We start from the raw sequence: 20,884 nt of genomic DNA on the forward strand, positions 1-20,884 counted from the left end.
CTCGTGGACCTTTCCTCGCTGACCGCCATCGACGTCCACACCCACGTGGAACAGGACGGCCACGGCTGTTTCGCGCTCGACCGGGAACTCCTGGACGCGTCGGAAAAGTACTTCCGCGCCGGCCAGGACCGCACGCCGACGGTGACCGCGATCGCCGAGCACTACCGGGCCCGGAACATGGCCGCGGTCGTCTTCACCGTCGACGCGCCGGCCGCGACGGGGCACCCCGCGCTGTCGAGCGAGGAGATCGCCGACGCCGCCGCGGAACACGCGGACGTGCTCATCCCGTTCGGCTCGGTCGACCCGCACGCCGGCAAGGCGGCCGTGCTGCGCGCGCGGCGGCTGGTGGGCGAGCACGGCGTGCGCGGGTTCAAGTTCCACCCGAGCCTGCAGGCGTTCGAGCCGAACGACGTCCGCCACTACCCGCTGTACGAAGCGATCGCGGAGCTGGGGGTGCCTGCCCTCTTCCACACCGGGCAGACCGGCATCGGCGCCGGTCTGCCGGGCGGGCACGGGATCAAGCTGCGCTACTCGAACCCGATGCTGCTCGACGACGTCGCCGCGGACTTCCCGGAGCTCACGGTGATCCTGGCGCACCCGTCGGTGCCGTGGCAGGACGAGGCGATCTCGGTCGCGACGCACAAGGCGAACGTGTACATCGACCTGTCGGGCTGGTCGCCCAAGTACTTCCCGCCGCAGCTGGTGCGGGCGGCGAACACGCTGCTGAAGCGCAAGGTCCTGTTCGGGTCCGACTTCCCGGTGATCACCCCGGACCGCTGGCTCGCCGACTTCGCCGAGCTGGACCTCAAGGACGAAGTGCGGCCGCTGATCCTCAAGAACAACGCCATCCGAGTACTCCGCCTGGCCTGACCCGCCGGAAAACGTTTGTCCGCTACGTCCCCGGGCAACCGGGGCACTCCTGGGTCTCACGATGGGAGGCGGAGTCGTGGCGGAGGGTGACGTGCACACCTACTACGAAGACGGACTGTGGAAGAACCGCGTCGAAGGCGGCCGCCGGGCGTCCAACACCTCCCCCCGCCGCGTCGACGCCGTGCTGGCGGGGCGGCAGATCGCGCGGAAGCGGCGGGTCGGGCACTTCGTCCACACGCCCGAGGGCGAGGTCGAAACCGAACGCGACTTCCGGCCCCGCGTCCCGCGGACCGAAGCCGGCCGGTGATCCGGGCGATCCGGGGACGGAGGATGTAACAGATCCCCCGTTCGGACGATAGCCCGTTCGTGTCCGGGGACGCCCCGGCCTTCATGAACGGACTGTCCATGCCTCGCCTCCGCCTGGCCGCGCTGCTCGCGGCCGGATCCCTCACCCTCGCCGGCTGCTCCGGCGCTTCGGAAACGCCCGCCCCGGCCGCGGCCGGCGCCACGGCTCCGCCGTCATCGACGGCTTCGACGGCTCCGGCGGCCCCGGCCCTGGACGCCACCCAGGTGGGCGCCGCCATCAACGACGCCGCCAAGCAGGCCTCGGCCGTGCACGTCAAGGGCACCATGGCCCAGGAGGGCAGCACGATCAACCTGGACCTGCAGCTGAACTCCGACAGCGCCGGCGGCACGGTGGTCAAGGACGGCCTCGAGATCCCGGTGCTGCGGATCGGCGACCAGTACTTCTTCAAGTTCACCGAGTCGCTGGTGAAGCAGGCCGGCGCGCCCGCCGCGGCGGCCAAGCAGCTCACCGGCAAGTGGGTGTCGTCGAAGGCCAAGATCGGCCAGAGCATCGGCGAGTCGTTCAAGACCTTCCTCGACTACAAGTCGTTCACCGAAGGCACCCTGGGCGAACTGCGGAAGTCGAGCTTCAAGGCGGGCGAGCCGACGACGCTCGCGGGCGCACCGGCCCTGACCTTCACCAGCCCGGACGGCACGGCGACGGTGGCGGCGACCGAGCCGCACTACCTGCTGCGCATGTCGGACCCGAAGAACGGCGCCATGGAGTTCGGCGACTGGAACAAGCCGACGACGATCTCCGAGCCCCCGGCCGCGGAAATCTACTCCGGCCCGGGTTCCTGACCCTTCCCGCGTGAGCGGGCCGCCGCCGGTGTCGATTCCCGGCGGCGGCCCGCGGCCGCGGTGGGCGCTACCGGGCCAGCAGGGCCCACACCGTCTTGCCGCCGGCCCGGGACCGGCTGCTCCCCCACCGCTTCGCGACCTTGGTGATCATCCGCAGGCCCAGCCCGGCGTCGGCCGGATCGAGCTCCTCGCGCAGCACCGCCGGCCGCGCGCTGTCGTCCGAGACCTCCACCGCCAGCGTCCCGCGGCGCAGCTCGAGGCCCAGCCGCGGCGCGGAATCCGTGTGGCGCAGCGTGTTCTCGACCAGTTCGGTCGCGATCAGCTCGGCGTCCTCGGCCAGCTCCGGCACCATCCACTCGGCGCAGATCCCGCGGACGAACCCGCGGGCGCGCGCCGACGTGCGCGGCGAACGGTCGAGCAGGCGGGCGGCCCGCCGCCGGGCCGGGCAGCGCAGTGCCGCCTCCGCCGTGGCCGCGTCCGGGAACACCGGCACGCAGCTCGCTTCGAGCGCCGCCCGCTGCTCCGGGCGGCCGGTCACCAGGGCGAACGGGAGCGCCGGCCAGTCGCCGACCCGCAGGGCCACCAGGGCGAACACCCTGATCAGCGCGCGGTCGCGCAGTTCGAGGCGCTCGATGTCGATCAGCACGCCGTCTTCGGAGTCGACCGCGAATTCGAGCAACCGGTCCCGCAGCTGCGGGTACGTCGTCCGATCCAGCACGCCGACGACCGAAGCGCGCGCCGGGGCGCCGTGCCGGGGCACCAGCCAGACCGAGTTGTGCCGGGCGAGCACCGGTGACCACCTCCTCCACGACGATCACTCGATCGGATAACCCACCGGGAACCCGTCAAACACCGCGTTTTCCCGATTGACGCGGCCGATCGGGGGAACCCCGCCGGCTCGGAAGGGAGACGATGTGTTCCGTCACACGAAGCTGCTGCAGTTCGACGCCAAGCCCGAAAAGCCCGACGCCGTCTACGCCCGCAAACTCCAGGAACTCATCGGCGGTGCCTACGGTGAGATGACCGTGACCATGCAGTACCTGTTCCAGGGCTGGAACTGCCGCATCGAAGGCAAGTACAAAGACCTGATCATGGACACCGCGACCGAAGAGATCGGGCACGTCGAGATGCTCGCGACCATGGTCGCGCGGTTGCTCGAAGGCGCTCCGGCCACCGCCACCGCCGAAGCCGCCGAAGATCCCGTCATGGCCGCGGTGCTCGGCGGGATGGACGTCCAGCAGGCCATCGTCGCCGGGGGCGGCGCACTGCCCGCCGACAGCAACGGCTACCCGTGGAACGCGAGGTTCGTCGTCGCCTCGGGCAACCTGCTCGCCGACTTCCGGGCGAACGCCGCCGCCGAAGCCCAGGGCCGCCTGCAGACCGCCCGGCTGTACAACATGACCGACGACCCCGGTGTCAAGGCGATGCTGAAGTTCAACCTCGCCCGCGACACCGTCCACCAGAAGCAGTGGCTGGCCGCCATCGAAGAACTGCAGGCCGACGGCCTGGAAGGCGACATCGCCCCGAGCGCGCTGTTCGACGAGGAGGACCAGACGCACAACAAGACGATCTGGCACCTCTCCGACGGCCCCGACGGCGCCAAGGGCACCAGCTGGACCACCGACGCCGGCCTCGAGTACCTGATGGACCCCGAACCGCTCGGGGGCCCGGGTACGGCACCCGCACCCGATCCCGCGCTGTTCGGCACGGCCGAAGCGGAAACCGGCGACGCGCCCACGCTGGAACCGGCCGACGGCGACGTCGAGACGTTCCACGACGGCTCGGTCTGGAAGAACAAGGTCGTCGGCAACACGCGGGCATCCGGCAGTGCGGAGACGAAGTCCGAGGCGGTGGCGGCGGGCCGCAAACTGGCGATCAAGCGCGGCACGGCCCACTTCATCCACACGAAGGACGGCCGGATCGGCGAGCGCCGGACCTACCCGAGGGCGCGTTCCTGAAGATCAGGCCGAGGGCATGCCCCCGCGGTCGGCGTCGTCTTCATCGCTGTCGCCCGCGCGGGGCTCCTGGTCCCGGAAGGTCGGCTCGGTGTGTTCACCACCGATGTCGGCGTCGGCTTCCATGCTCTCGGCGGTCACGGGATCGATTTCGGGAGTGCTCATGAGTTCCTCCGCTCAGGCGAATCCCGGGCATACCCGGGGCGCGGCCCGCGAAACCCGCTACGGCCGCCCGGCCCGGCTGCCCGCGTAGGCCCGCTCCCGCCGGCAGCCGACCAGGCAGCGCCGCCGACCTCGCGCCGTATGCCCGGCACCGAGACGACCGCGCCGGGCCCATTCCTGCGCTGTCGGCAGCCAGCACCCCTACGGCCGCTTCGCGCCGCTGCCCGCGTCGGCCCCGCTCCGCGCGGGCCAACGCGCCGCACCGCCACCCCGGCGCCGAAACAATCCCATCCCCTCCGCGGCGAAGCCGCAATACGGCCGTCCCGCACGACTGCCCGCGAAGAGCCGCTCCGCACAAGCCAACGCCGCCGACCTCGCACCGCCACCCCGGCGCCGAAACCTCAATCCCTTCCGCCGGCGAGAGCCCGACCCCTACGGCCGCCCGGCCCGGCTGCCCGCGTAGGCCCGCTCCCGCACCCGCACCAGCCAGTCCGGGGCGGACTCCAGCCCGGCGGGCCGGTTCAGCATCGGATCGAACGCCGGGGCCTCCCCGCCGGGCTCGGTCAGCGTCAGCACCGCGCTGTCGGACCAGCGTCCGTCTTCGCGGCCGGTCCGGAGCACGAACTGCCAGCGCCCGGTCGCGCCCGCCGCGTCGAGCGAGGCTTCGATCCGGGGGGACGACGCTTCCGCCCACGCCCCCAGCCACACGAGCCGGTCGGCGCGGCGGTAGGGCATCAGGCTGCTGTAGGCGCCGCGCGTCCACGCCGCCGCCGGGCGGGGCAGCATCCGGCCCAGGTGGCCGCGGCCCGCCGTCGTCAGGAGGATGTCCCACGGTCCGCCGTCGCGGCCCGCGCCGGGGATGCGCAGCGCCAGCCCGAGCGCGTCGGGCAGCCGCCCCGGTGTCCCGGCGCCCTTGGACAGCCGCGCGACGACCGGCGCGGGCCCGGACGGCCACGGCAGGTCGTCCGCGACCGCGCGCAGTTCGCCGCGCAGCACCACGCCCGCCGGGTGGAAGGCCGGAGCGCGCCGCAGGGCCGCCAGCCCGCGGAAGCCCGCCGAGACGAGGCCGGTCATGTGTACTCCCCGGTGCCGCGGGGTAATCGGATCATCCCTCCCGTTACCCGCGCCGGGCAGCGGGAAACCGACCTCAAGGAGCCTCTCATCGCCACCGCGGTCCTGTTCGACGTCGACGGCACGCTCGTCGACTCCAACTACCTCCACGTCCACGCCTGGCGCCGGGCGTTCCACGCCCTGGACCGGAACGTCGACTCCTGGCGCGTGCACCGCGCGATCGGCAAGGGGTCCGGCAAGCTGCTGAGCACCCTGCTGGGCGACGAAGACGCCGACCGCATCGGCGACAAGGCGAAGGAGCTGCACAGCCGCTTCTACCTCGAGACCGCCGACCTGCTGCGGCCGTTCGACCGCGCCCCCGAGCTGATCCGGACCCTGGCCGGACGCGGGATCAGCGTCGTACTGGCGACGTCGGCGGCGCCGGACGAGCTCGAAGCGCTCCGCAAGGTCCTCGACGTCGACGACGTCATCTCCGGCATCGTGTCCGGTGACGACGTCGACGCGACGAAGCCCGACCCGGAGCCGGTGCTGGCCGCGCTCGAAAAGGCCGGGACCGAGCCGGGTGAGACGATCTTCGTCGGCGACGCGGTCTGGGACGTCCACGCCGCCACGAAGGCCGGCGTGCGCACGGTCTCGGTGCTCTCCGGCGGGGTCGGCGCGGCCGAGCTGACCGACGCGGGTGCGGTGGCCGTCTACGACGACGCCGCGGCGCTGCTGGCCGGGCTGGACGACAGCGTCCTGATCAGCTGAGCCTGCGGGCGACCAGCCGTTCGACGAGCCCGAGCTTGAACCGCTCGCGCCGCTCCACCGGCAACCCGAGTGCCTCGACCAGCTCCAGCGGCCGCCGCCGGAAGTGCTCGCCGGCCAAGGGGACGCTCGCCAGCTCGACCAGCCACTGCGCGCCGCGGACGACCCGTGACGACGACCCGACGTGGTCGACCAGGATCAGCCGCCCGCCCGGGCGCAGCACCCGCACCATCTCCCCGACCGCGGCGGCGGGGCCGGGGATGGCGCACAGGCCGAACGTGCACAGCACGGTGTCGAAGGAAGCCCCGGCGAAGGGCAGGTCTTCGGCGCTGCCCACGCGCAGGGTGACCGGGCGGCCGAGCCGGCGGGCGCGTTCGCGGGCGATGGCGAGCATCCCCTCGCTGAGGTCGAGGCCGGTGAGCGTCACCTCCGCGGGGTAGCACGGGAGGTTCAGCCCGGTCCCGATCGCGACCTCCAGGACCTCGCCCACGGCCTGGCCACAGGCCCACTGCCGCGAGTCGCCGAAGAGCCGGCGGTCCCAGACGCCCATCTCCGCGTCGTAGGTCGCGGACTTGCGGTCCCAGTACCGACGCCACGGCTCCGCCTTGGTCATGTCCCCCAGCGAAGCACGAACCGCGCGCCTTAGCCGAACATGCCGGGCTCGTACGCGCCACCCTGCTGGTGGACGAGCACCGCGAGCCGGTTGGCCGCGTTCATCTGCGCGACCAACGCGACGAGCGCGGCGATCCGGTCGTCGTCGAAGTGCGCGCGGACCCGGGCCCACGTGCCGTCGGAGACGCCCGGGGCGGCGTCGGCGATCCGGGTACCCTCCTCGGCGAGCGCGAGCGCCGCCTGCTCGGCTTCGGTGAACACGGTGGCCTCGCGCCAGGCGGCGATCAGGTTGATCCGGACCGCGGGCTCTCCGGCGGCGGCGAGTTCCTTCGCGTGGATGTCGACGCACCAGCCGCAGCCGTTGAGCTGGCTGACGCGCAGCGACACCAGCTCCTGCGTGACCTTCTCCAGCGGCGACCGGCGGATGGCCAGGCTCGCGGTGCCGAACCCCTTGGCGAACTCGGCGCCGATTTCGTTGTCGGTCAGGGTGAAGCGGAGTTCCATGGCTTCGGCCTCGTTTCGTGGTGGGTCGCGGACGACCACGGGATGCCGGCGGACCCGCGTCCCGTGACAACCCACCGCGGTGACGACGATCACTGTCACACCGCGGCGGGGCCCGGCATCTGGAAGGCGGACCCGAGACCGAAGAGGAGCCCCCATGGCCGACCCCGCCACCGCGGCCTTCCTCGCCCACCGCACCCTGCTGTTCACCGTCGCCTACGAGCTGCTCGGCTCGGCCGCCGACGCCGAGGACGTCCTGCAGGAGACCTGGCTGCGGTGGGCGGACGTGGACCTCGCCGCGGTGCGGAACCACCGCGCGTACCTGGTCCGGATCACCACCCGCCAAGCGCTGATGCGGCTGCGCGCGCTCGGCAGGCGCCGGGAGTCCTACGTCGGGCCGTGGCTGCCCGAGCCGCTGCTGACCACGCCCGACGTCGCCGAGGACGTCGAGCTGGCCGAGAGCGTGTCGATGGCGATGCTGCTGGTGCTGGAGACGCTCGGGCCGGCCGAGCGGGCGGTGTTCGTGCTGCGGGAGGTGTTCGACCTGGGCTACGGCGAGATCGCCGAAGCCGTCGGCAAGAGCCCGGCGGCGGTCCGGCAGATCGCGCACCGGGCCCGCTCCCACGTGGCCGCGCGCCGGCCGCGCGGGGCCGTCACGCCGGCGGCGACCCGGGACGCCCTGGAGGCGTTCCGGCGCGCCGTCGAGACCGGCGACCTGCGCGGCCTGCTGGACGTCCTCGCCCCCGACGTCGTGTTCCTCGGCGACGGCGGCGGGGCCGTACCGGCCACGCTCTCGCCCGTGACCGGGGCCGGAGACGTCGCCCGTCTCCTGGCCGCCGGCCTGGGGCACCTCGCCGCCGGCACGCTGGAGACGGTCCAGGTCAACGGCTACCCGGCGCTGCTCCTGCGGCGCGACGGCGAGATCGACACCGTGGTCGCGGTCCGCGTCGACGACGGCCTCGTCACCGGGCTCTACGCCGTGCGCAACCCGGACAAGCTGGCGCGCTTGGGCGAGGCGAGGCCGCTGCGCCGCCGAGTCACTCGACGGCCGCGGCGGCGGCCAGGATGACCTCGGCGACGACCTCCGGCTGGGACACCGCGACCGCGTGCGAGGCGTCGATCCGGCGGACCGTCGACGACGCGCGCTCGGCCATGAACTCCTGCGCCTTGGCCGGGATCGCGTTGTCCTGGTTGGCGACCAGCGTCCACGACGGCAGCTTCGACCACGCCGGGGTGCCCTCGAACGGCGCCGCCAGTGCCTGCTGCGCGACCGGCCGCTGGGTCACGGCGAGGATCGCCGCGGTGGCGGCGGGGACGTCGGCGGCGAAGACCTCGGCGAAGTCCTCCGGCTTGATCGACAGCTCCGGCTCGCCGCCGGTCTCCAGCACGTTCGTCGTCTCCGGGCCGAGCTTGGCGCCCGGGTAGCGGCCGGACAGCTCGAACACGCTCTCGCCCGCGTCGGGCTGGAACGCGGCGATGTAGACGAGCGCGCGGACGTTCGGCGTGTCGGTGGCCGCGCGGGTGATCAGGGCGCCGCCGTAGGAGTGGCCGGCCAGGACGACCGGGCCTTCGACGCTGTCGACGACGGCCTTCACGTAGGCCGCGTCGGACTCGAGGCCGCGCAGCGGGTTCGCCACCGCGCGGACCGGATAGCCCTGCTCCTGCAGCTTCGTGACGACGTCGGTCCAGCTCGACGAGTCGGCGAACGCGCCGTGGACCAGGACGATGGTGGGCTTGCTCATGGCTGGCTCCTTCAGGGAGAACGATCGGTCTTTCTGTCGACCACTCTGACCCTTCGAGGCCGTCGTGGCAATGTGATGAAGGCGATCTGGCAGAACGATCGGTCTTTCTCTACGCTGAGGGGATGACGACCGCCGAGCCGCACCCGAAGGACCGGCTGCTCGCGACCGCCGCCCGGCTCTTCTACGCCGAAGGCATCCACGCCGTCGGGGTGGAACGCCTGGTCTCCGAGGCGGCCGTGACCCGGGCGACCTTCTACCGGCACTACCCCACCAAGGACGACCTGGTCGCGGCCTACCTCGCCGAGACCAGCCGCCTGATCCGCGCCGCCGTCGCCGCGGCACGGGACGGCAAGCCGCCGCGTGAAGCCCTGGTCGACACCATGGCGGTGGTCGGCGACGCCACCCAGGGCAAGGATTTCCGCGGCTGCCAGTTCCTCAACGCGGCCGCCGAGTACCCCGACCCGCGGCACCAGGTGCGCCAGGTCATCGACGACCACCGTCGGTGGTTCTTCGACGTCCTGCGCGAGCAGGCCGCGGCCCTCGGCCACCCGGAACCGAACCACGCCGCCCGGGTGCTCGTCCTCCTGCGCGACGGCGCCCTCCACGGCGGCGAACTCGACGACCCCGAAAAGGTGCGCGCGACCCTCCGCCGGGCCGTCGACGACCTCCTGCCCGCCTGACCGGCGCCCCGAACAGGCGTTCAAGCCCGCGTTCACCTGCAAAAACCCGGCGAATCTAGGCCGAACGGGTTACGTTAGGCACGTAAGGTGACGGAGGTCCGAAATGGCGGCAGACGACGAGTCGCTGGTCCCGGCCTGGGTGGAGCCGATGCTCGCCAAGGCCGACGGCGGCCGCCTGCGCAGCGGCCCGGAGTGGGCCTACGAGTACAAACTGGACGGTTACCGGGCGGCCATGCGGATCGCCCCGGACGGCACCACCGTGCTCACCAGCCGCAACAACATCGACTTCACCGCCGAATTCGCCGATCTGCAGGGCGTGCTCGCCCCCGCGCTGGACGGCCGGGCCGCCTACCTGGACGGCGAGGTGGTCGTCTACGGCGACGACGGCCGGATCGACTTCGAGCGGATGCAGGAACGCCGCGGCCGGTACGTCCGGCACCAGAGCGGGCCGAAGGGACTGGAGTTCACCGACGTCCCGGTCCGGTTCCTGGCCTTCGACCTGCTCCGTCTCGGCGACCGGAGCCTGCTGGCCCTGCCGTACGACGAGCGCCGCCGCCTGCTGGCCGAGCTGCCGATGCCCGATCCCTTCCGCGTCTCGGTGGTCCGCGCGGTGACGTTCGACGAGCTCGCCGCCGACCGCCGCACGCCCGCGGACTTCCTCGCCCACGCCGCGGCCGCCGGGTACGAGGGGGTCGTCGCGAAACTGCGCTCGTCGGCCTACCACCCGGGACAGCGGCCGGACTCGTGGCTGAAGCACCCGCTGATCCGGACGCAGGAGGTGATCGTCTGCGGCTGGCGACCGGGCCAGCGCAGCTTCACCGGCACGCTCGGCGGGCTGCTGCTCGGGGCGCACGATCCCGCCACCGGCGACCTGGTCTACATCGGCGACGTCGGCACCGGCTTCAGCCAGGCCACCCGGGCCGACCTGCAGGCGCAGCTGCAAGCCATCGAGCGCCGCACACACCCGTTCGTGACGACGCCGCCGCGGGAGGACACCGTCCGCGCCCGCTGGGTGGAACCGCGGCTGGTGGGCGAGATCGTCTACCGGCAGTTCACCCGCGGCGGGCGGGTCCGGCACACCGCCTGGCGGGGCCTGCGCCACGACAAGGACCCGGCCGAGGTCCTGGCGCCGCGCGCGGTGCCGCACGAACCCGCCGCCCCTTCGTCCTCTCCCCCGTCGCCGCCCCCGTCGTCGCCCCCGCCCGAGCCGGCGGGCCAGCGGATCACGGTGCAGGCCGGCCACCGGCGGCTCACACTGTCCAATTTGGACAAGGTGCTGTACCCCGCGGACGGGTTCACCAAGGGCGAAGTGATCAACTACTACTCCCGCGTCGCGGCGGTGCTGCTGCCGCACCTCGCCGGGCGGCCGGTGACGTTCATCCGCTACCCCAACGGCGTCGACGGCCAGAAGTGGTTCGAGAAGAACGTGCCGAACGGCGCACCGGACTGGCTGCGCACGGTGCGCCTGGCCGGCACCGGCGGCACGATCGACTACCCGCTCCTGGACGACCTCCCGGGCCTGGTGTGGGCGGCGAACATGGCGGCGCTCGAGCTGCACGTTCCCCAGTGGACGGTGGACGCGGGCAGCCGCCGCCCCCCCGGACCGGCTGGTGTTCGACCTCGACCCGGGCCCCGGCACGACGATCGTCGACTGCTGCCGGGTGGCCGAGCGACTGTACGACGTCCTGGTCGCCGACGGACTGACGCCGTACGCGAAGACGTCGGGTTCCAAGGGGATGCAGCTGTACTGCGGGATCCGCACGGACGACCCGGCGGCGCCGTCGGCGTACGCGAAGCGGCTGGCGCAGCGCTTGGCGAAGGAGACGCCGGACTCGGTGACGGCGGTGATGGCGAAGGCCCACCGCACGGGCCGGGTGTTCATCGACTGGAGCCAGAACAACCCGGCCAAGACGACGGTGGCCCCGTATTCCCTGCGCGGCCGGGAACGCCCGACGGCCTCGACACCGGTGACGTGGGACGAGGTCGGCGCGTGCCGCCACGTGAACCACCTGACGTTCACGGCGGACGAGGTCCTGGACCGCATCGAGGAGCACGGGGACCTGCTTGCCGGACTGGCCGAGGACAGCGCCCCGCTGGGCTGACCCTCAGGGGCGCAGGAGCTGTTTGAGTTTGCCGAGCAGACCGGAGGACTCCCGCTCCACCGGCGGCGAGGTGTACCGGCGCGGCGCGAGTTCCGGGTGCATCGCCGGGGATTCGCCGTCCCGCCGCGCGTGCTTCGGCTGCTGCGGAACGTCGCCGGACCGCGGCCGAGGGGCCCGCACCTCGGCCGGAGCTTCGGCTACGGCCGGCGCGGCCGCCTGAGGCGCGGAAGCCTGCTGCGCGTGCCGGGGTGCGCGAGATTCCGCCAGGTCGGGATGCAGCACTCCCTGTGGCACAACGGAAACCCCCGCTGGCGCGGCTGCTCGCGGAGCGGAAGCCTGCTGCGAGGGTAGCGGTGCACGAGAACCCTCCAGCTCCGGGTGCACTGCTCCCTGCGACACCGCGGGAACCGCCTCCGGTTGCCCCGCCGCCTGCGGCGCGGAGGCCGGGGCCACCTGCTGCGAAGGCAGCCAGGCACCAGAATCGACGGGCTCCGGATACGACTCACCCTGCGGCACCGCGGAAACCGCCTCCGGCGCGCCGGGTGCACCCGCCTCGGGCTGCCTCACCGCCCCCGGCGCGGAGGCCGGGGCCACCTGCTGCGAAGGCAGCCAGGCACCAGAATCGACGGGCTCCGGATACGACTCACCCTGCGGCACCGCGGAAACCGCCTCCGGCGCGCCGGGCGCACCCACCTCCGGCCGCCTCACCGCCCCCGGCGCGGAGGCCGGGGCCACCTGCTGCGAAGGCAGCCAGGCACCAGAATCCACGGCCTCCGGATACGACTCACCCTGCGGCACCGCGGAGACAGCCGACGGTGCAGTCTCCGCCTCGAGCACTGCCCTCTGCTCGGAGGCTGGGGCAGCGTGCTGCGAGGGAACCGGCGCACCATAAGTTTCCTGCTCCGACCACACCCCTTCGGCCGGAGCACCGATTGCACCCGGCGCGGCCCCACTCACCGGCTGCGGCTCCTCGGCCGGAGCACCGAAACCCTCCGGTGCCGAACCACCCACCGGCGCCACTTCCTCGGCCGGTACACCGAACGCCCCCGGCGCCGCGCTCTCCGCCCCCGCCGGCGCTTCCGTCCGTTCCTCCACTCCGGACTCCGGCCGCGGCTCCGGGATCTCCCCCGTGATGCTCCCCGACTCCGGCACGGCCGCCGCCGCGTGCCGGGGGTTGGCCGCCAGCATCTCCGGTGTGATCACCGGGGTCATCAGCGGTGTGTGCGCCGCGTCGGCGTTCGGGGTCGCCGGCTCGCGGGCCACCGGGTAGCGGGCCAGCGGGTCGTCCTCGACGGCCGTCCCGTCGGCCCGGTGGCCGCGCAGCAGCCCGCAGCACCCCAGCAACCCCAGCAACCCCGCCAAACCCCACCACACCGTCATGGCGCTCCTCCATTCCTCACCCCCGGATATCCGGCTCCCGGCCGCCCAACCGGAGCGTTACCCGGGTGGGTGACACCCGTCAGCCCAGTTGTGGCGCGTCACCCGGGAAGGTGATCGGCAGCTCGTACAAGCCGCGCGCGGTGCGGCCGCCGCCGAGCCAGCCGTGGAAGTAGATGTGGCCGTCCACCACGTCGGCGCCACCCGGGGCGTCCACTTTGCCGCCGAGCAGGGTGGTCGACAGGAACGGGTTGTCCGCCTTCACGAACGCGCCGCCCAGGGTGGGCGCGGACGCGTAACCCGTGTGGTAGCCCGTGCTCTCGAACGTGTCCGCGGAATAGAACAGCAGGTAGCGGGACGCGGTCTTCACCACCGAAGGCGCCTCGACGACCGACTTCTCGCCCGCGAGGTCGGACCGGAGCAGCTCGGTGCGCGGGCCGGCGAGGGTGCGCCCGTCGGCCTGCAGCTTCTGCGCCCAGATCGCCGCCGGCGGCCCGGTCGGCGCGCCGTCGCTCTTGTACAGCAGGTAGCGGGACCCGTCCGCGTCGACGAACGTCTGCGGGTCGATGTCCCCGTGGTCCGCCGGCTCGCACACCAGCGGCCGGTCGCCGGCCGGCGTGTACGGTCCCGCCACCTTCGCCGAGGTCGCCGCGCCCAGGCACATCTCGCCACCGGCCGTCTGCGCGGCCGCGAAGTACAGCACGAACGTGCCGTTCCCCAGCTGGGTGACGTCCGGTGCCCAGAACCCGCCGTCGGCCTTCGCCCACGCGGGGACCGCCGCGAGCGCGTCGCCGCCGACGCGCCACGGCCCTTCCGGAGCCGTCGCCGTGGCGATGGGGATCCGCGTCGTCTTCGTGCCCGTCGAGAACGCGTAGTAGCCCCAGGCCGTCTTGACGACGTCCGGGTCGGGGAAGTCCTGGTTGACGAGCAGCCGCGGCGCGCTGACGGCCGCCGCTTCCGGGGCCACCGCGAACGCGGCGGCGACGGCGACGACCGGAACGAGCAGGAGATCGGTGAAGCGCATAGGCGATTTTGCCGATAGCGCAACGGCTCCGGCAACGGCAGGTGCACGCCGTCACCAGGAAGCGTGGACTTGCCCCGGTAATCCGATCGGGTGGATTTGCCGGTACCGCACCGGGTAGCCACCGTCCCATGCACACAACGAGCGGCCGTGGGGCCTACCGCGCCGGCCATCCCGTCGGCGAGGCCGAAGGCGCGGCCGCCCGGCAGGAGAAGCCACTGGGTGCGCCGGGGAAACCGCTCGACCGCCGCACGCCGTTCTTCACCGGGATGCTCGCGGCGGGGGGCGTGGTGGTCACAGTCGCGCTCGTGGAGGTCATCCTCGCCGCCTCGGACGCGCTGCTCCTGATCGGCATCGCGTTCTTCCTCGCGGTGGGCCTCGAGCCGCTGACCGCGCGCCTCGCGCGCCGGATGCCCCGCGCGCTGGCCACCGCCGTGGTCGTCGTGACCGGCCTGGCCGTCCTCGGCGGCGCCGTCGCCGCGGCCGCCGTTCCGCTGGCCGACCAGGCGGCGCAGTTGCAGAACGGCGCTCCGCGGTACCTGACCCTGCTGCGCGACCACAGCACCCTGCTGGGCCAGGCCAACGAAACCTTCGGGCTTGAAGCCGCCGTCCGGTCGATCCGGCTGTCCGAGGTGGCGAAGTCGGCCGCCGGGCTGCTCGTCGACGCGGTGATCGTCGTGGTGCTCGCCACCTACTTCGTCGCCGACTTCCCGCGGATCCGCACCGCGCTCTACCGGCTGGCGCCGCGGTCGCGGCGGCCGCGGGTAATCCTGATCGGCGACGCGGTCTTCCGGAAGGTCGGCGCGTACCTCGTCGGCAACCTCGTCGTTTCGCTGATCGCCGGAGCGGCGACCTTCGGGTGGCTGTCGGTGTTCGGCGTGCCCTACCCGCTGGTGCTCGCCGTGCTCGTCGCCGTCCTCGACCTGGTGCCGGTGGCGGGTTCGGTGGCGGCCGGGGCCGGCACCAGCCTCGTCGCGCTCACGGTGTCGGCGCCGGTCGGGCTGGCGACCCTGGGCTTCTTCGTCGGCTACCGGGTGCTGGAGGACTACGTGCTGCTGCCGAAGATCGTCGGCCGCGCCGTCCGGATCCCCGCGCTGGTCACCGTCGTCGCGGTGCTGCTCGGGTTCGAACTGCTCGGTGTGGTCGGCGCGTTCGTCGCGGTGCCGGTCGCGGCCGCGGTGCTGCTGGTCGTGCGCGAAGTGGCCGTGCACCGGCTCGACCGGGCATAGGAAAAACCGCCGCGCGGGGTGCTTCCCCCGCGCGGCGGTCCGACCCGGCCGGGTCAGTTGCCCTGGGCGGTCCCGCCGTCGGCGATCTCACCGGAAGCGCAGTTGTCCGGGCTCTCGCCCTCGGCCTCGTGCGCGCCCGGGGACAGCACCGGCACGCCGATGCCGTTGGCGGAGTCGTGGATCGGCACCTGGACGCCGAGGACGTTGATGTCGTTGTCGCAGACGCCGCCGACCACGTTCAGGTTGTGCACCAGGTCGAGGTTCTGCACGTTGCCGATGAGACCGAACTGGTCGGTGCTGTCGACGGGGTGGTTCGCAACGCTGAGATCGGTCGCGGACGCGGATCCGCCGAGCACCGCCATCCCGGCGGCGAGGGCGGTGGCGACGAAGCCGAGCTGCTTGATCACGGAAAAATACTCCTTCTGGGTTCCCGCCGGACGATCCGGCGGGGGAACGGGGAAAGAAACGGGCCCGGCTTCAGTCCGCCGGGCCCGGGAAAGTCCGTTGTGGTGCGCTCGTGCCGGGTGGGACCGGCGCACTTCTCCAGCGTCGCGGCCGGTCCCACCCGGGGTCGGCGCCGTCCGGCGTCGTGACGGGCCCGGAACACGGAACCGGAGTGTGCCGCTCGGTCCGTTCTTCCGGGCGCGCGGTGCGGCGTCGGTGCCGGCGGCCGCAGCACCGTGCCCGGAGCCGGCTTCCGCTCGCGCGGGCGGCTCCGGGCACGGAGATTTTCAGTGACCCTGGTCCGTGCCGCCGTCGGACAGCCCGCTCGCGGCGCAGTTGTAGGGCGATTCGCCGCTGGCCTCGTGCTCGCCCGGCGAGAGGATCGGCACGCCGATGCCGTTGAGCGAGTCGTGGATCGGCACCTGGACGCCGAGGACGTTGATGTCGTTGCCGCACAGGCCGAGGGTGGCGTTGACGTTGTGGAGCACGTCGGTGTTGTTCAGGTTCACCAGGCCGACCTGACCGGTGTAGTCGTAGCCGCCGTAGTGGTGACCGTGGTGGTGCCCGTGGTGCCCGTCCGGGGTGTCGGCCGCGGCGACGCCGGCGGCCAGGAACGCACCGGCCGCGGCGGCGGCCGTGACGAACCCGATCTTCTTCAGCATGGATTGCTCCTCGGTGAACGGTATTCGGAGCACGGAACGGCAGCGAACGTGTGTATCCCGCCCCGTGTGAGGGGAAACGTACTGATGCCCGGACGGGGTTGCCACTTCATTCCACCATCGTGTGGGTGCCGCAAGCCCCTGACCACGCGGGGTGTGATCCGATCGGGTTAAGTTCGAGTTCTGTTTCGCACCAACGTCTTCCCGGCCGACACGGGGTATATCGCTGGTGCGGCGGGAAATGTTTCCGGGGACGCGAAAGAGCCCCGCACCGGGTGGCGCGGGGCTCTTTCGCGGGGATCGGCTATCCCGGCCAGGCCTCGGCTTCGGCCGTGAGCGCGGTGGTCACGTCGATCTCGCCCGACCGCACCCGCCAGGCGAGCGAGTCGGGCCGCGGCTGCAGCAGGTGCCAGCCGACGACGTCTTCGTCGCGGTAGCACGGGTTTTCGTCGTCACCGATGCCCAGCGCGGCGAAGTACTGGCGGGCGGGCCAGGTTTCGGGAACCCAGGCGCGGGCCCAGCGCACGACGATCCTGGCGAGGTCGTTGCGGCCGTCCGCCGGGTGGATCAGGCGATCGCCGGTGGTGCAGATCAGGCGTGGTGTGTAGGTCGCGCCGAGCGGCGCGACGGCGAGTTCAGTGTTCATTCCTCCCCCGGTCCACGGCAGTGGACGGTACGGCCCGGCTCGGATGCGCTGCTGCGCTTGAGAAAAGGGGAAGGACGGCCGGAGGCGGACGAGCCACCGCGGCGCGTCCCTGCACGGCTCGGTCTTGAACCGGGAGCCATCCTACAAAGGCCGGGAACGCGGTGCGATCCGGGTCCGGGCGGACACTTCTTCGCCCGTTCCCGTGACAGCAGGAGTGGATTCCGGCTGCGGGGGTACGCGCCGGAGGACCGATTTCCCGGCCGGAAGGAAGAACCGAGATGAAGCACCAGGCAGGAAAGCTGTGCTGCGCGGGTGTCGCGGCCGCGGCGTTCGCGCTGACGGGGGCGATGCCGGCGTCGGCGGCACCGGAGATCACGGCACCGGAGATCGTGGCACCGGATATCGTGGCACCGGCGTGGCACCAGCAGACCGATGACGGCAACAACCGCGGCACCAACCACGACGACAACGACGACAACGGCCTGTGGGGCCTGCTCGGGCTGGTCGGCTTGCTGGGCCTGGCGGGACTGGTGCGGCGCGGCCCGAAGCCGGGAGCGATGGCGGGATACCCGGCCGCGGGGGCGCCCGAGCCCCCGGCGAACGCGTACCCGCCGGCCGACCCGCGGCGGAACCCGCCGGGCGTCTGAGAACCGGACCGGTCCCCACCGGAGTTTCGACGGCCACCCGGATGGCCCAACGGCTTCGAGTCCGGTACCTCTGCGCGACGGCCACGCGACACCCGATCCCCACCGGGTCGCGGTCGGCCGGACGGTGAAGCACCACCCATCCGGTGCAACGGCTTTCCGCCGGAGTCCCGGGCGCGGCTCCGGTCGGATTCTCGGGAGCCGGCGGTATCGAGCTCGCCGGGTAGCTGCGGGGATTTCTCGTTCTCGGGCCGGGCGGCGGAGTTGTCTGTGTCGTGCACTGGGTCGGCACCGCACGCGGGGGTGCCGTTCGCCAAGCGCACCTGGTCACCGCCGCACATCCGGACACCTCCGCGCGTCGGAGCACTGGTCGTACCGCACAACGGATTCTCACGGCGCGCCAGGGCATCGTCCGCACCACGCACACGGTCCCCACCCACAGGAGCACGGCTGTGCGCGGGAGTGTCGCGCCTGTCGCGCACACTGCCTGCGCCGCATACCTGAGCGCAGCCGTGCGCCGGAGTACCGCACGTATCGCACACTCGGCCCTCACAACGCACTCGAGCACCACTACGCGGCAAAGTACTGCACCTATCGCGCACTCGGCCCGCACCGCGCCGGAGTAGCGGCCCTGTCGCACACTCGAACCCCACCACTGCGCGCCGAACTACCGCATTCACCGCGCAAGCGGCCCGCGCCGCGCACCTGAGCACGGACGCGCGCCGAGGTATTACCTATACCGCACACCGCGTCCGGATCGTGTGCCCGGGGTACCGCCCATACCGCACAACCGGTCCGCATCTCGCGCCGGAGCAGCACGTGCATCGCGCACCCGCTTCCCCGCCGCATCCCGGAGCACCGCCGTGCCGCGGGGCGCCTCCCAGGCGCACCCGCTACTCTCCTGAGCACCACCGATGCCGCGTACCAGCCGTCTTCCGGGCGTCCGAACGCCACCACCACCAGGCACCCGGTGCCCGCCGTGCTCCCGGGTGACCCTGGTGCCCCGCACCGCGATTCCCTCCTCTTCGCGCAGAACGTCCCGGCGCCGCCGGCGTCGGGACGTTCTGCGTTCTACTCTCCGAATGGCGCCCGGTTGTCAGGTCTCGGCACCGAGGAGCCACGGGTGCCGACCGGAAAAGCCGGCCCGTGGCCGCCCCTCAGATTAGCCAACCACTTCCCGCGCGAAGAAGCGTTTCCGCATCCTACCCTACGTACGAGTGGCTTTCCCGACGCCAGGCAAACGTCGTTGGTTACCCATCCCTTCGTTCAGGAAACTTCACGATCGGGTGAGAATGCCGTCTGACGCGAAACTGGCACCGATCGCATCTTCGGTGAAGAAAAGCCGTGCGATTCAGCCATTGATGGTAATCGCTCGCCACGGACGAGTGGTGGCCTTACCGAACGTAACCATCGCTCAAATCGGCCGAACGGGCGCTTCACGCGATGTCGATGTTTGTTCCCGACAACTCGCGAGGCCGTACACCGTGTGGAATCGACCGGTCCCGCACACACAGGGACATCGCTCGCGCTATCGCCGATCGGAGATCACGATGATCGCAGTCGGCATCGCACAATCCGGAGGAGTACGACATGAAAAGTGCACTTGCCCGAGCGCTCACGGTGTTCGTCACCGCGGCCGCGGTGACCTTGACGGGTGTGGGTGTGGCGACGGCGGGCGGCCCTGGTGGCAGCGGGTCGTCGAGCACCACCAGCGCGGCCGCGGAGGTCCAGGGCCTGCGCGACCAGCTGGCGTCGCGGGCGGACCACGGCGACGTGCCGGGCACGCAGGCCACCCTTGCCCGCCTCGACCCGCTGCTGTCGGATCTGGCCCAGGGCAAGCGGTACACGATCCAGGCCGCGGCCAAGGACAGCGCGGCCACGGCGCAGAAGGACACCGCCGAGGCGCGCCAGGGCGTCGACAAGCTGGCCGACCAGCTGGCGTCCCGGCAGTCGCTGCCGCCGGTGTCGGCCCTGCTCAACGCCCTGCTGCAGCGGGTACTGATCAGCCTTTCCGCGCTGGTGAACGACCTTCTGGGCGGTTTGCCCGTCCCGGTCGGCTAGGCCGGCCGGTACCCCGGACGGACAAGCCGGCGACGGCCCGGCGCGGTTCCCCTCCCGCGCCGGGCTTTCGTCGTCCACAGCCGACTGTCCCCTGCGGACACGAAGAAGCCCGGTGCGGCGGACCGCACCGGGCTTTCGCGACCGCAGGGGCCTATTCGTAGACGACGTAGGCGGGGGTGGGCGTCAGCGCCATGACCTCCGACGGCGTCATCAGGGCCGCGCCGCGGCGGGTGTCCTCGTCGAAGAACAGCTTGAAGCCCGGCCGCACCTGCGCGGGGATCGTCTTCATCAGCGTCTTCCACGTCGCCTTCTTGGCCTCGGCCGAGCCGATCCCGTCGACGACCTTGACGACCGAAACGCCCTTGTGGCCGTGCAGCCCCTCCTCTTCGCGCACGACGGACGCGGCGACCTGGTGGTAGATCATCACCTTGGCCGGCAGGCCGTGCGCGTCGGCCAGCGCCCCGAGGTACCGCGCGACCCCGTCGAGCTCGGCGCCGGTCGTCCGGCCGAACTTCTTGCCCGGGATGACGCCCGGTTCGACGGCCCACTCGGGGTCGAGCGCGACGCCGACGTCGGGCTCGGTCAGCCAGCGCTCGTAGGCCTGGACCTCGGGCAGGAAGTCGGCGCGGCCGGGCTGGATGTTCAGCAGCAGCAACCCTTTCAGCGCCCGGGCGGCGTCGAGGTACTCGCGCACGGTGTCGTCCTGGCAACGGCTGCGGAACATGCCGTCCTCGCCCGGCGAGCGGTGCACGGTGGTGGCGATCAGCTCGACGACCGGGGTGATCGGCCGTCCCGCCGGGAACGCCTGGATCTGCCGGCGCAGCGCCCGGCTCGCTTCCGTGAGGTCGCCGGTCATGCGGCCGAGCGCCTTCGCGCCCGGGGCGCCGCAGAAGCCGACGAGGAGGCTTTTCTCCAGCGGATTCGGGGGTGGGGCCGGGGGCGCGGCGGCGACGGCCGCCGGGGCCGGCACAGCCAGCGCCTTCCCCCGTTGCAGTGCACCACACGCACTCGTGGCGAAGCCCGCGAGAGCGGCGGTGAGGACCAGGCGTCGATCGAAGGTTCGTTCGGCGAAGACCGCCTTTTTCGGGACCATCGCGGGGAAATACCCAGCGGTGATCTTCGGCAAACGCGTTTTCCGCGGATCACCGGATCGTGCGTGATCGGTTTTCGAGCAGGTGGTCCTGGCCTGCGGATCCGAGGTTTTCCGAGCGGTGG

General features: G+C 72.3%; 22 protein-coding genes and 2 pseudogenes. 12 read left to right on the top strand and 12 right to left on the bottom strand.

Annotated elements, in window-relative coordinates:
• Positions 1-3: 3 nt before the first annotated feature.
• From couO to ACLJOU_RS44610, 3 genes are all read left to right on the top strand, one after another.
• On the top strand, positions 4-870 hold the full coding sequence (couO, locus tag ACLJOU_RS44600) for a 4-hydroxyphenyl-beta-ketoacyl-CoA hydrolase (protein WP_410575347.1): 867 nt from the start codon (positions 4-6) through the stop codon (positions 868-870).
• A 76-nt stretch (positions 871-946) separates the two neighbouring features.
• Positions 947-1,177, top strand: a complete 231-nt coding sequence (locus ACLJOU_RS44605; protein WP_410575348.1) for a DUF2188 domain-containing protein — start codon at positions 947-949, stop codon at positions 1,175-1,177.
• 98 nt (positions 1,178-1,275) lie between these two features.
• Entirely contained in the window at positions 1,276-2,016 is a 741-nt protein-coding gene (locus ACLJOU_RS44610; protein WP_410575349.1) for a hypothetical protein, read from the top strand.
• 67 nt (positions 2,017-2,083) lie between these two features.
• On the opposite strand, the gene ACLJOU_RS44615 is transcribed toward ACLJOU_RS44610, so the two are convergent.
• Positions 2,084-2,806, bottom strand: coding sequence for an ATP-binding protein (locus ACLJOU_RS44615; RefSeq protein WP_410575350.1), 723 nt, complete (start codon positions 2,804-2,806; stop codon positions 2,084-2,086).
• Between the two features lie 124 nt (positions 2,807-2,930).
• Here ACLJOU_RS44615 and ACLJOU_RS44620 point away from each other — a divergent pair.
• Both ACLJOU_RS44620 and ACLJOU_RS44625 read left to right on the top strand, forming a co-directional pair.
• Positions 2,931-3,725: pseudogene (locus ACLJOU_RS44620) on the top strand (manganese catalase family protein); the annotation flags it as partial.
• A 30-nt stretch (positions 3,726-3,755) separates the two neighbouring features.
• Entirely contained in the window at positions 3,756-3,974 is a 219-nt protein-coding gene (locus ACLJOU_RS44625; RefSeq protein ID WP_410575377.1) for a DUF2188 domain-containing protein, read from the top strand.
• A 3-nt stretch (positions 3,975-3,977) separates the two neighbouring features.
• On the opposite strand, the gene ACLJOU_RS44630 is transcribed toward ACLJOU_RS44625, so the two are convergent.
• Both ACLJOU_RS44630 and ACLJOU_RS44635 read right to left on the bottom strand, forming a co-directional pair.
• Positions 3,978-4,136: a hypothetical protein gene (locus ACLJOU_RS44630; protein WP_410575351.1), complete on the bottom strand. Its 159-nt coding sequence runs from the start codon at positions 4,134-4,136 to the stop codon at positions 3,978-3,980.
• 429 nt (positions 4,137-4,565) lie between these two features.
• Entirely contained in the window at positions 4,566-5,207 is a 642-nt protein-coding gene (locus ACLJOU_RS44635; RefSeq protein WP_410575352.1) for a hypothetical protein, read from the bottom strand.
• Between the two features lie 12 nt (positions 5,208-5,219).
• Between ACLJOU_RS44635 and ACLJOU_RS44640 the strand changes: the two genes are divergently transcribed.
• Positions 5,220-5,954: an HAD family hydrolase gene (locus ACLJOU_RS44640; protein ID WP_410575353.1), complete on the top strand. Its 735-nt coding sequence runs from the start codon at positions 5,220-5,222 to the stop codon at positions 5,952-5,954.
• On the opposite strand, the gene ACLJOU_RS44645 is transcribed toward ACLJOU_RS44640, so the two are convergent.
• Both ACLJOU_RS44645 and ACLJOU_RS44650 read right to left on the bottom strand, forming a co-directional pair.
• On the bottom strand, positions 5,947-6,564 hold the full coding sequence (locus ACLJOU_RS44645) for a class I SAM-dependent methyltransferase (protein WP_410575354.1): 618 nt from the start codon (positions 6,562-6,564) through the stop codon (positions 5,947-5,949). The genes ACLJOU_RS44640 and ACLJOU_RS44645 overlap by 8 nt on opposite strands.
• A 29-nt stretch (positions 6,565-6,593) precedes the next feature.
• Positions 6,594-7,067, bottom strand: a complete 474-nt coding sequence (locus tag ACLJOU_RS44650; RefSeq protein WP_410575355.1) for a carboxymuconolactone decarboxylase family protein — start codon at positions 7,065-7,067, stop codon at positions 6,594-6,596.
• Between the two features lie 154 nt (positions 7,068-7,221).
• On the opposite strand from ACLJOU_RS44650, the gene ACLJOU_RS44655 reads away from it, so the two are divergent.
• Complete coding sequence (locus ACLJOU_RS44655) at positions 7,222-8,133, top strand: RNA polymerase sigma-70 factor (protein WP_410575356.1); 912 nt, start codon at positions 7,222-7,224, stop codon at positions 8,131-8,133.
• Here the strand turns inward: ACLJOU_RS44655 and ACLJOU_RS44660 are convergent.
• Positions 8,102-8,806, bottom strand: coding sequence for an alpha/beta fold hydrolase (locus ACLJOU_RS44660; RefSeq protein WP_410575357.1), 705 nt, complete (start codon positions 8,804-8,806; stop codon positions 8,102-8,104). The two genes, ACLJOU_RS44655 and ACLJOU_RS44660, sit on opposite strands and share 32 nt — an antisense overlap.
• 122 nt (positions 8,807-8,928) lie before the next feature.
• Between ACLJOU_RS44660 and ACLJOU_RS44665 the strand changes: the two genes are divergently transcribed.
• Positions 8,929-9,486: a TetR/AcrR family transcriptional regulator gene (locus ACLJOU_RS44665; protein WP_410575358.1), complete on the top strand. Its 558-nt coding sequence runs from the start codon at positions 8,929-8,931 to the stop codon at positions 9,484-9,486.
• Between the two features lie 103 nt (positions 9,487-9,589).
• Positions 9,590-11,588 (top strand): annotated as a pseudogene (gene ligD / locus ACLJOU_RS44670) (DNA ligase D).
• A 3-nt stretch (positions 11,589-11,591) separates the two neighbouring features.
• Here the strand turns inward: ligD and ACLJOU_RS44675 are convergent.
• Positions 11,592-12,968, bottom strand: coding sequence for a hypothetical protein (locus tag ACLJOU_RS44675; RefSeq protein WP_410575359.1), 1,377 nt, complete (start codon positions 12,966-12,968; stop codon positions 11,592-11,594).
• A 79-nt stretch (positions 12,969-13,047) separates the two neighbouring features.
• The gene (locus ACLJOU_RS44680; RefSeq protein WP_410575360.1) at positions 13,048-13,989 is read right to left on the bottom strand and encodes a glycoside hydrolase family 43 protein; all 942 of its coding nucleotides are present in this window, start codon (positions 13,987-13,989) and stop codon (positions 13,048-13,050) included.
• A gap of 215 nt (positions 13,990-14,204) precedes the next feature.
• Between ACLJOU_RS44680 and ACLJOU_RS44685 the strand changes: the two genes are divergently transcribed.
• A complete protein-coding gene (locus tag ACLJOU_RS44685) occupies positions 14,205-15,215 on the top strand; it encodes an AI-2E family transporter (RefSeq protein ID WP_410575378.1) in 1,011 nt (336 codons plus the stop codon).
• 53 nt (positions 15,216-15,268) lie between these two features.
• Here the strand turns inward: ACLJOU_RS44685 and ACLJOU_RS44690 are convergent, their stop codons facing one another.
• The 3 genes from ACLJOU_RS44690 to ACLJOU_RS44700 form a co-directional block, all read right to left on the bottom strand.
• Complete coding sequence (locus ACLJOU_RS44690) at positions 15,269-15,622, bottom strand: hypothetical protein (RefSeq protein ID WP_410575361.1); 354 nt, start codon at positions 15,620-15,622, stop codon at positions 15,269-15,271.
• A gap of 324 nt (positions 15,623-15,946) precedes the next feature.
• A complete protein-coding gene (locus ACLJOU_RS44695) occupies positions 15,947-16,321 on the bottom strand; it encodes a hypothetical protein (protein WP_410575362.1) in 375 nt (124 codons plus the stop codon).
• Between the two features lie 301 nt (positions 16,322-16,622).
• On the bottom strand, positions 16,623-16,964 hold the full coding sequence (locus ACLJOU_RS44700) for a hypothetical protein (protein WP_285990500.1): 342 nt from the start codon (positions 16,962-16,964) through the stop codon (positions 16,623-16,625).
• Between the two features lie 278 nt (positions 16,965-17,242).
• Here ACLJOU_RS44700 and ACLJOU_RS44705 point away from each other — a divergent pair, with 278 nt between their 5' ends.
• Positions 17,243-17,611, top strand: coding sequence for a WGxxGxxG family protein (locus tag ACLJOU_RS44705; RefSeq protein ID WP_410575363.1), 369 nt, complete (start codon positions 17,243-17,245; stop codon positions 17,609-17,611).
• 1,587 nt (positions 17,612-19,198) lie between these two features.
• Positions 19,199-19,669, top strand: coding sequence for a hypothetical protein (locus ACLJOU_RS44710; protein WP_410575364.1), 471 nt, complete (start codon positions 19,199-19,201; stop codon positions 19,667-19,669).
• A 151-nt stretch (positions 19,670-19,820) separates the two neighbouring features.
• Here the strand turns inward: ACLJOU_RS44710 and ACLJOU_RS44715 are convergent, their stop codons facing one another.
• On the bottom strand, positions 19,821-20,762 hold the full coding sequence (locus tag ACLJOU_RS44715; RefSeq protein WP_410575365.1) for a hypothetical protein: 942 nt from the start codon (positions 20,760-20,762) through the stop codon (positions 19,821-19,823).
• Positions 20,763-20,884: the final 122 nt, after the last annotated feature.

It is taken from the genome of Amycolatopsis sp. cmx-4-61, from assembly GCF_046548775.1.
GTDB lineage: Bacteria > Actinomycetota > Actinomycetes > Mycobacteriales > Pseudonocardiaceae > Amycolatopsis.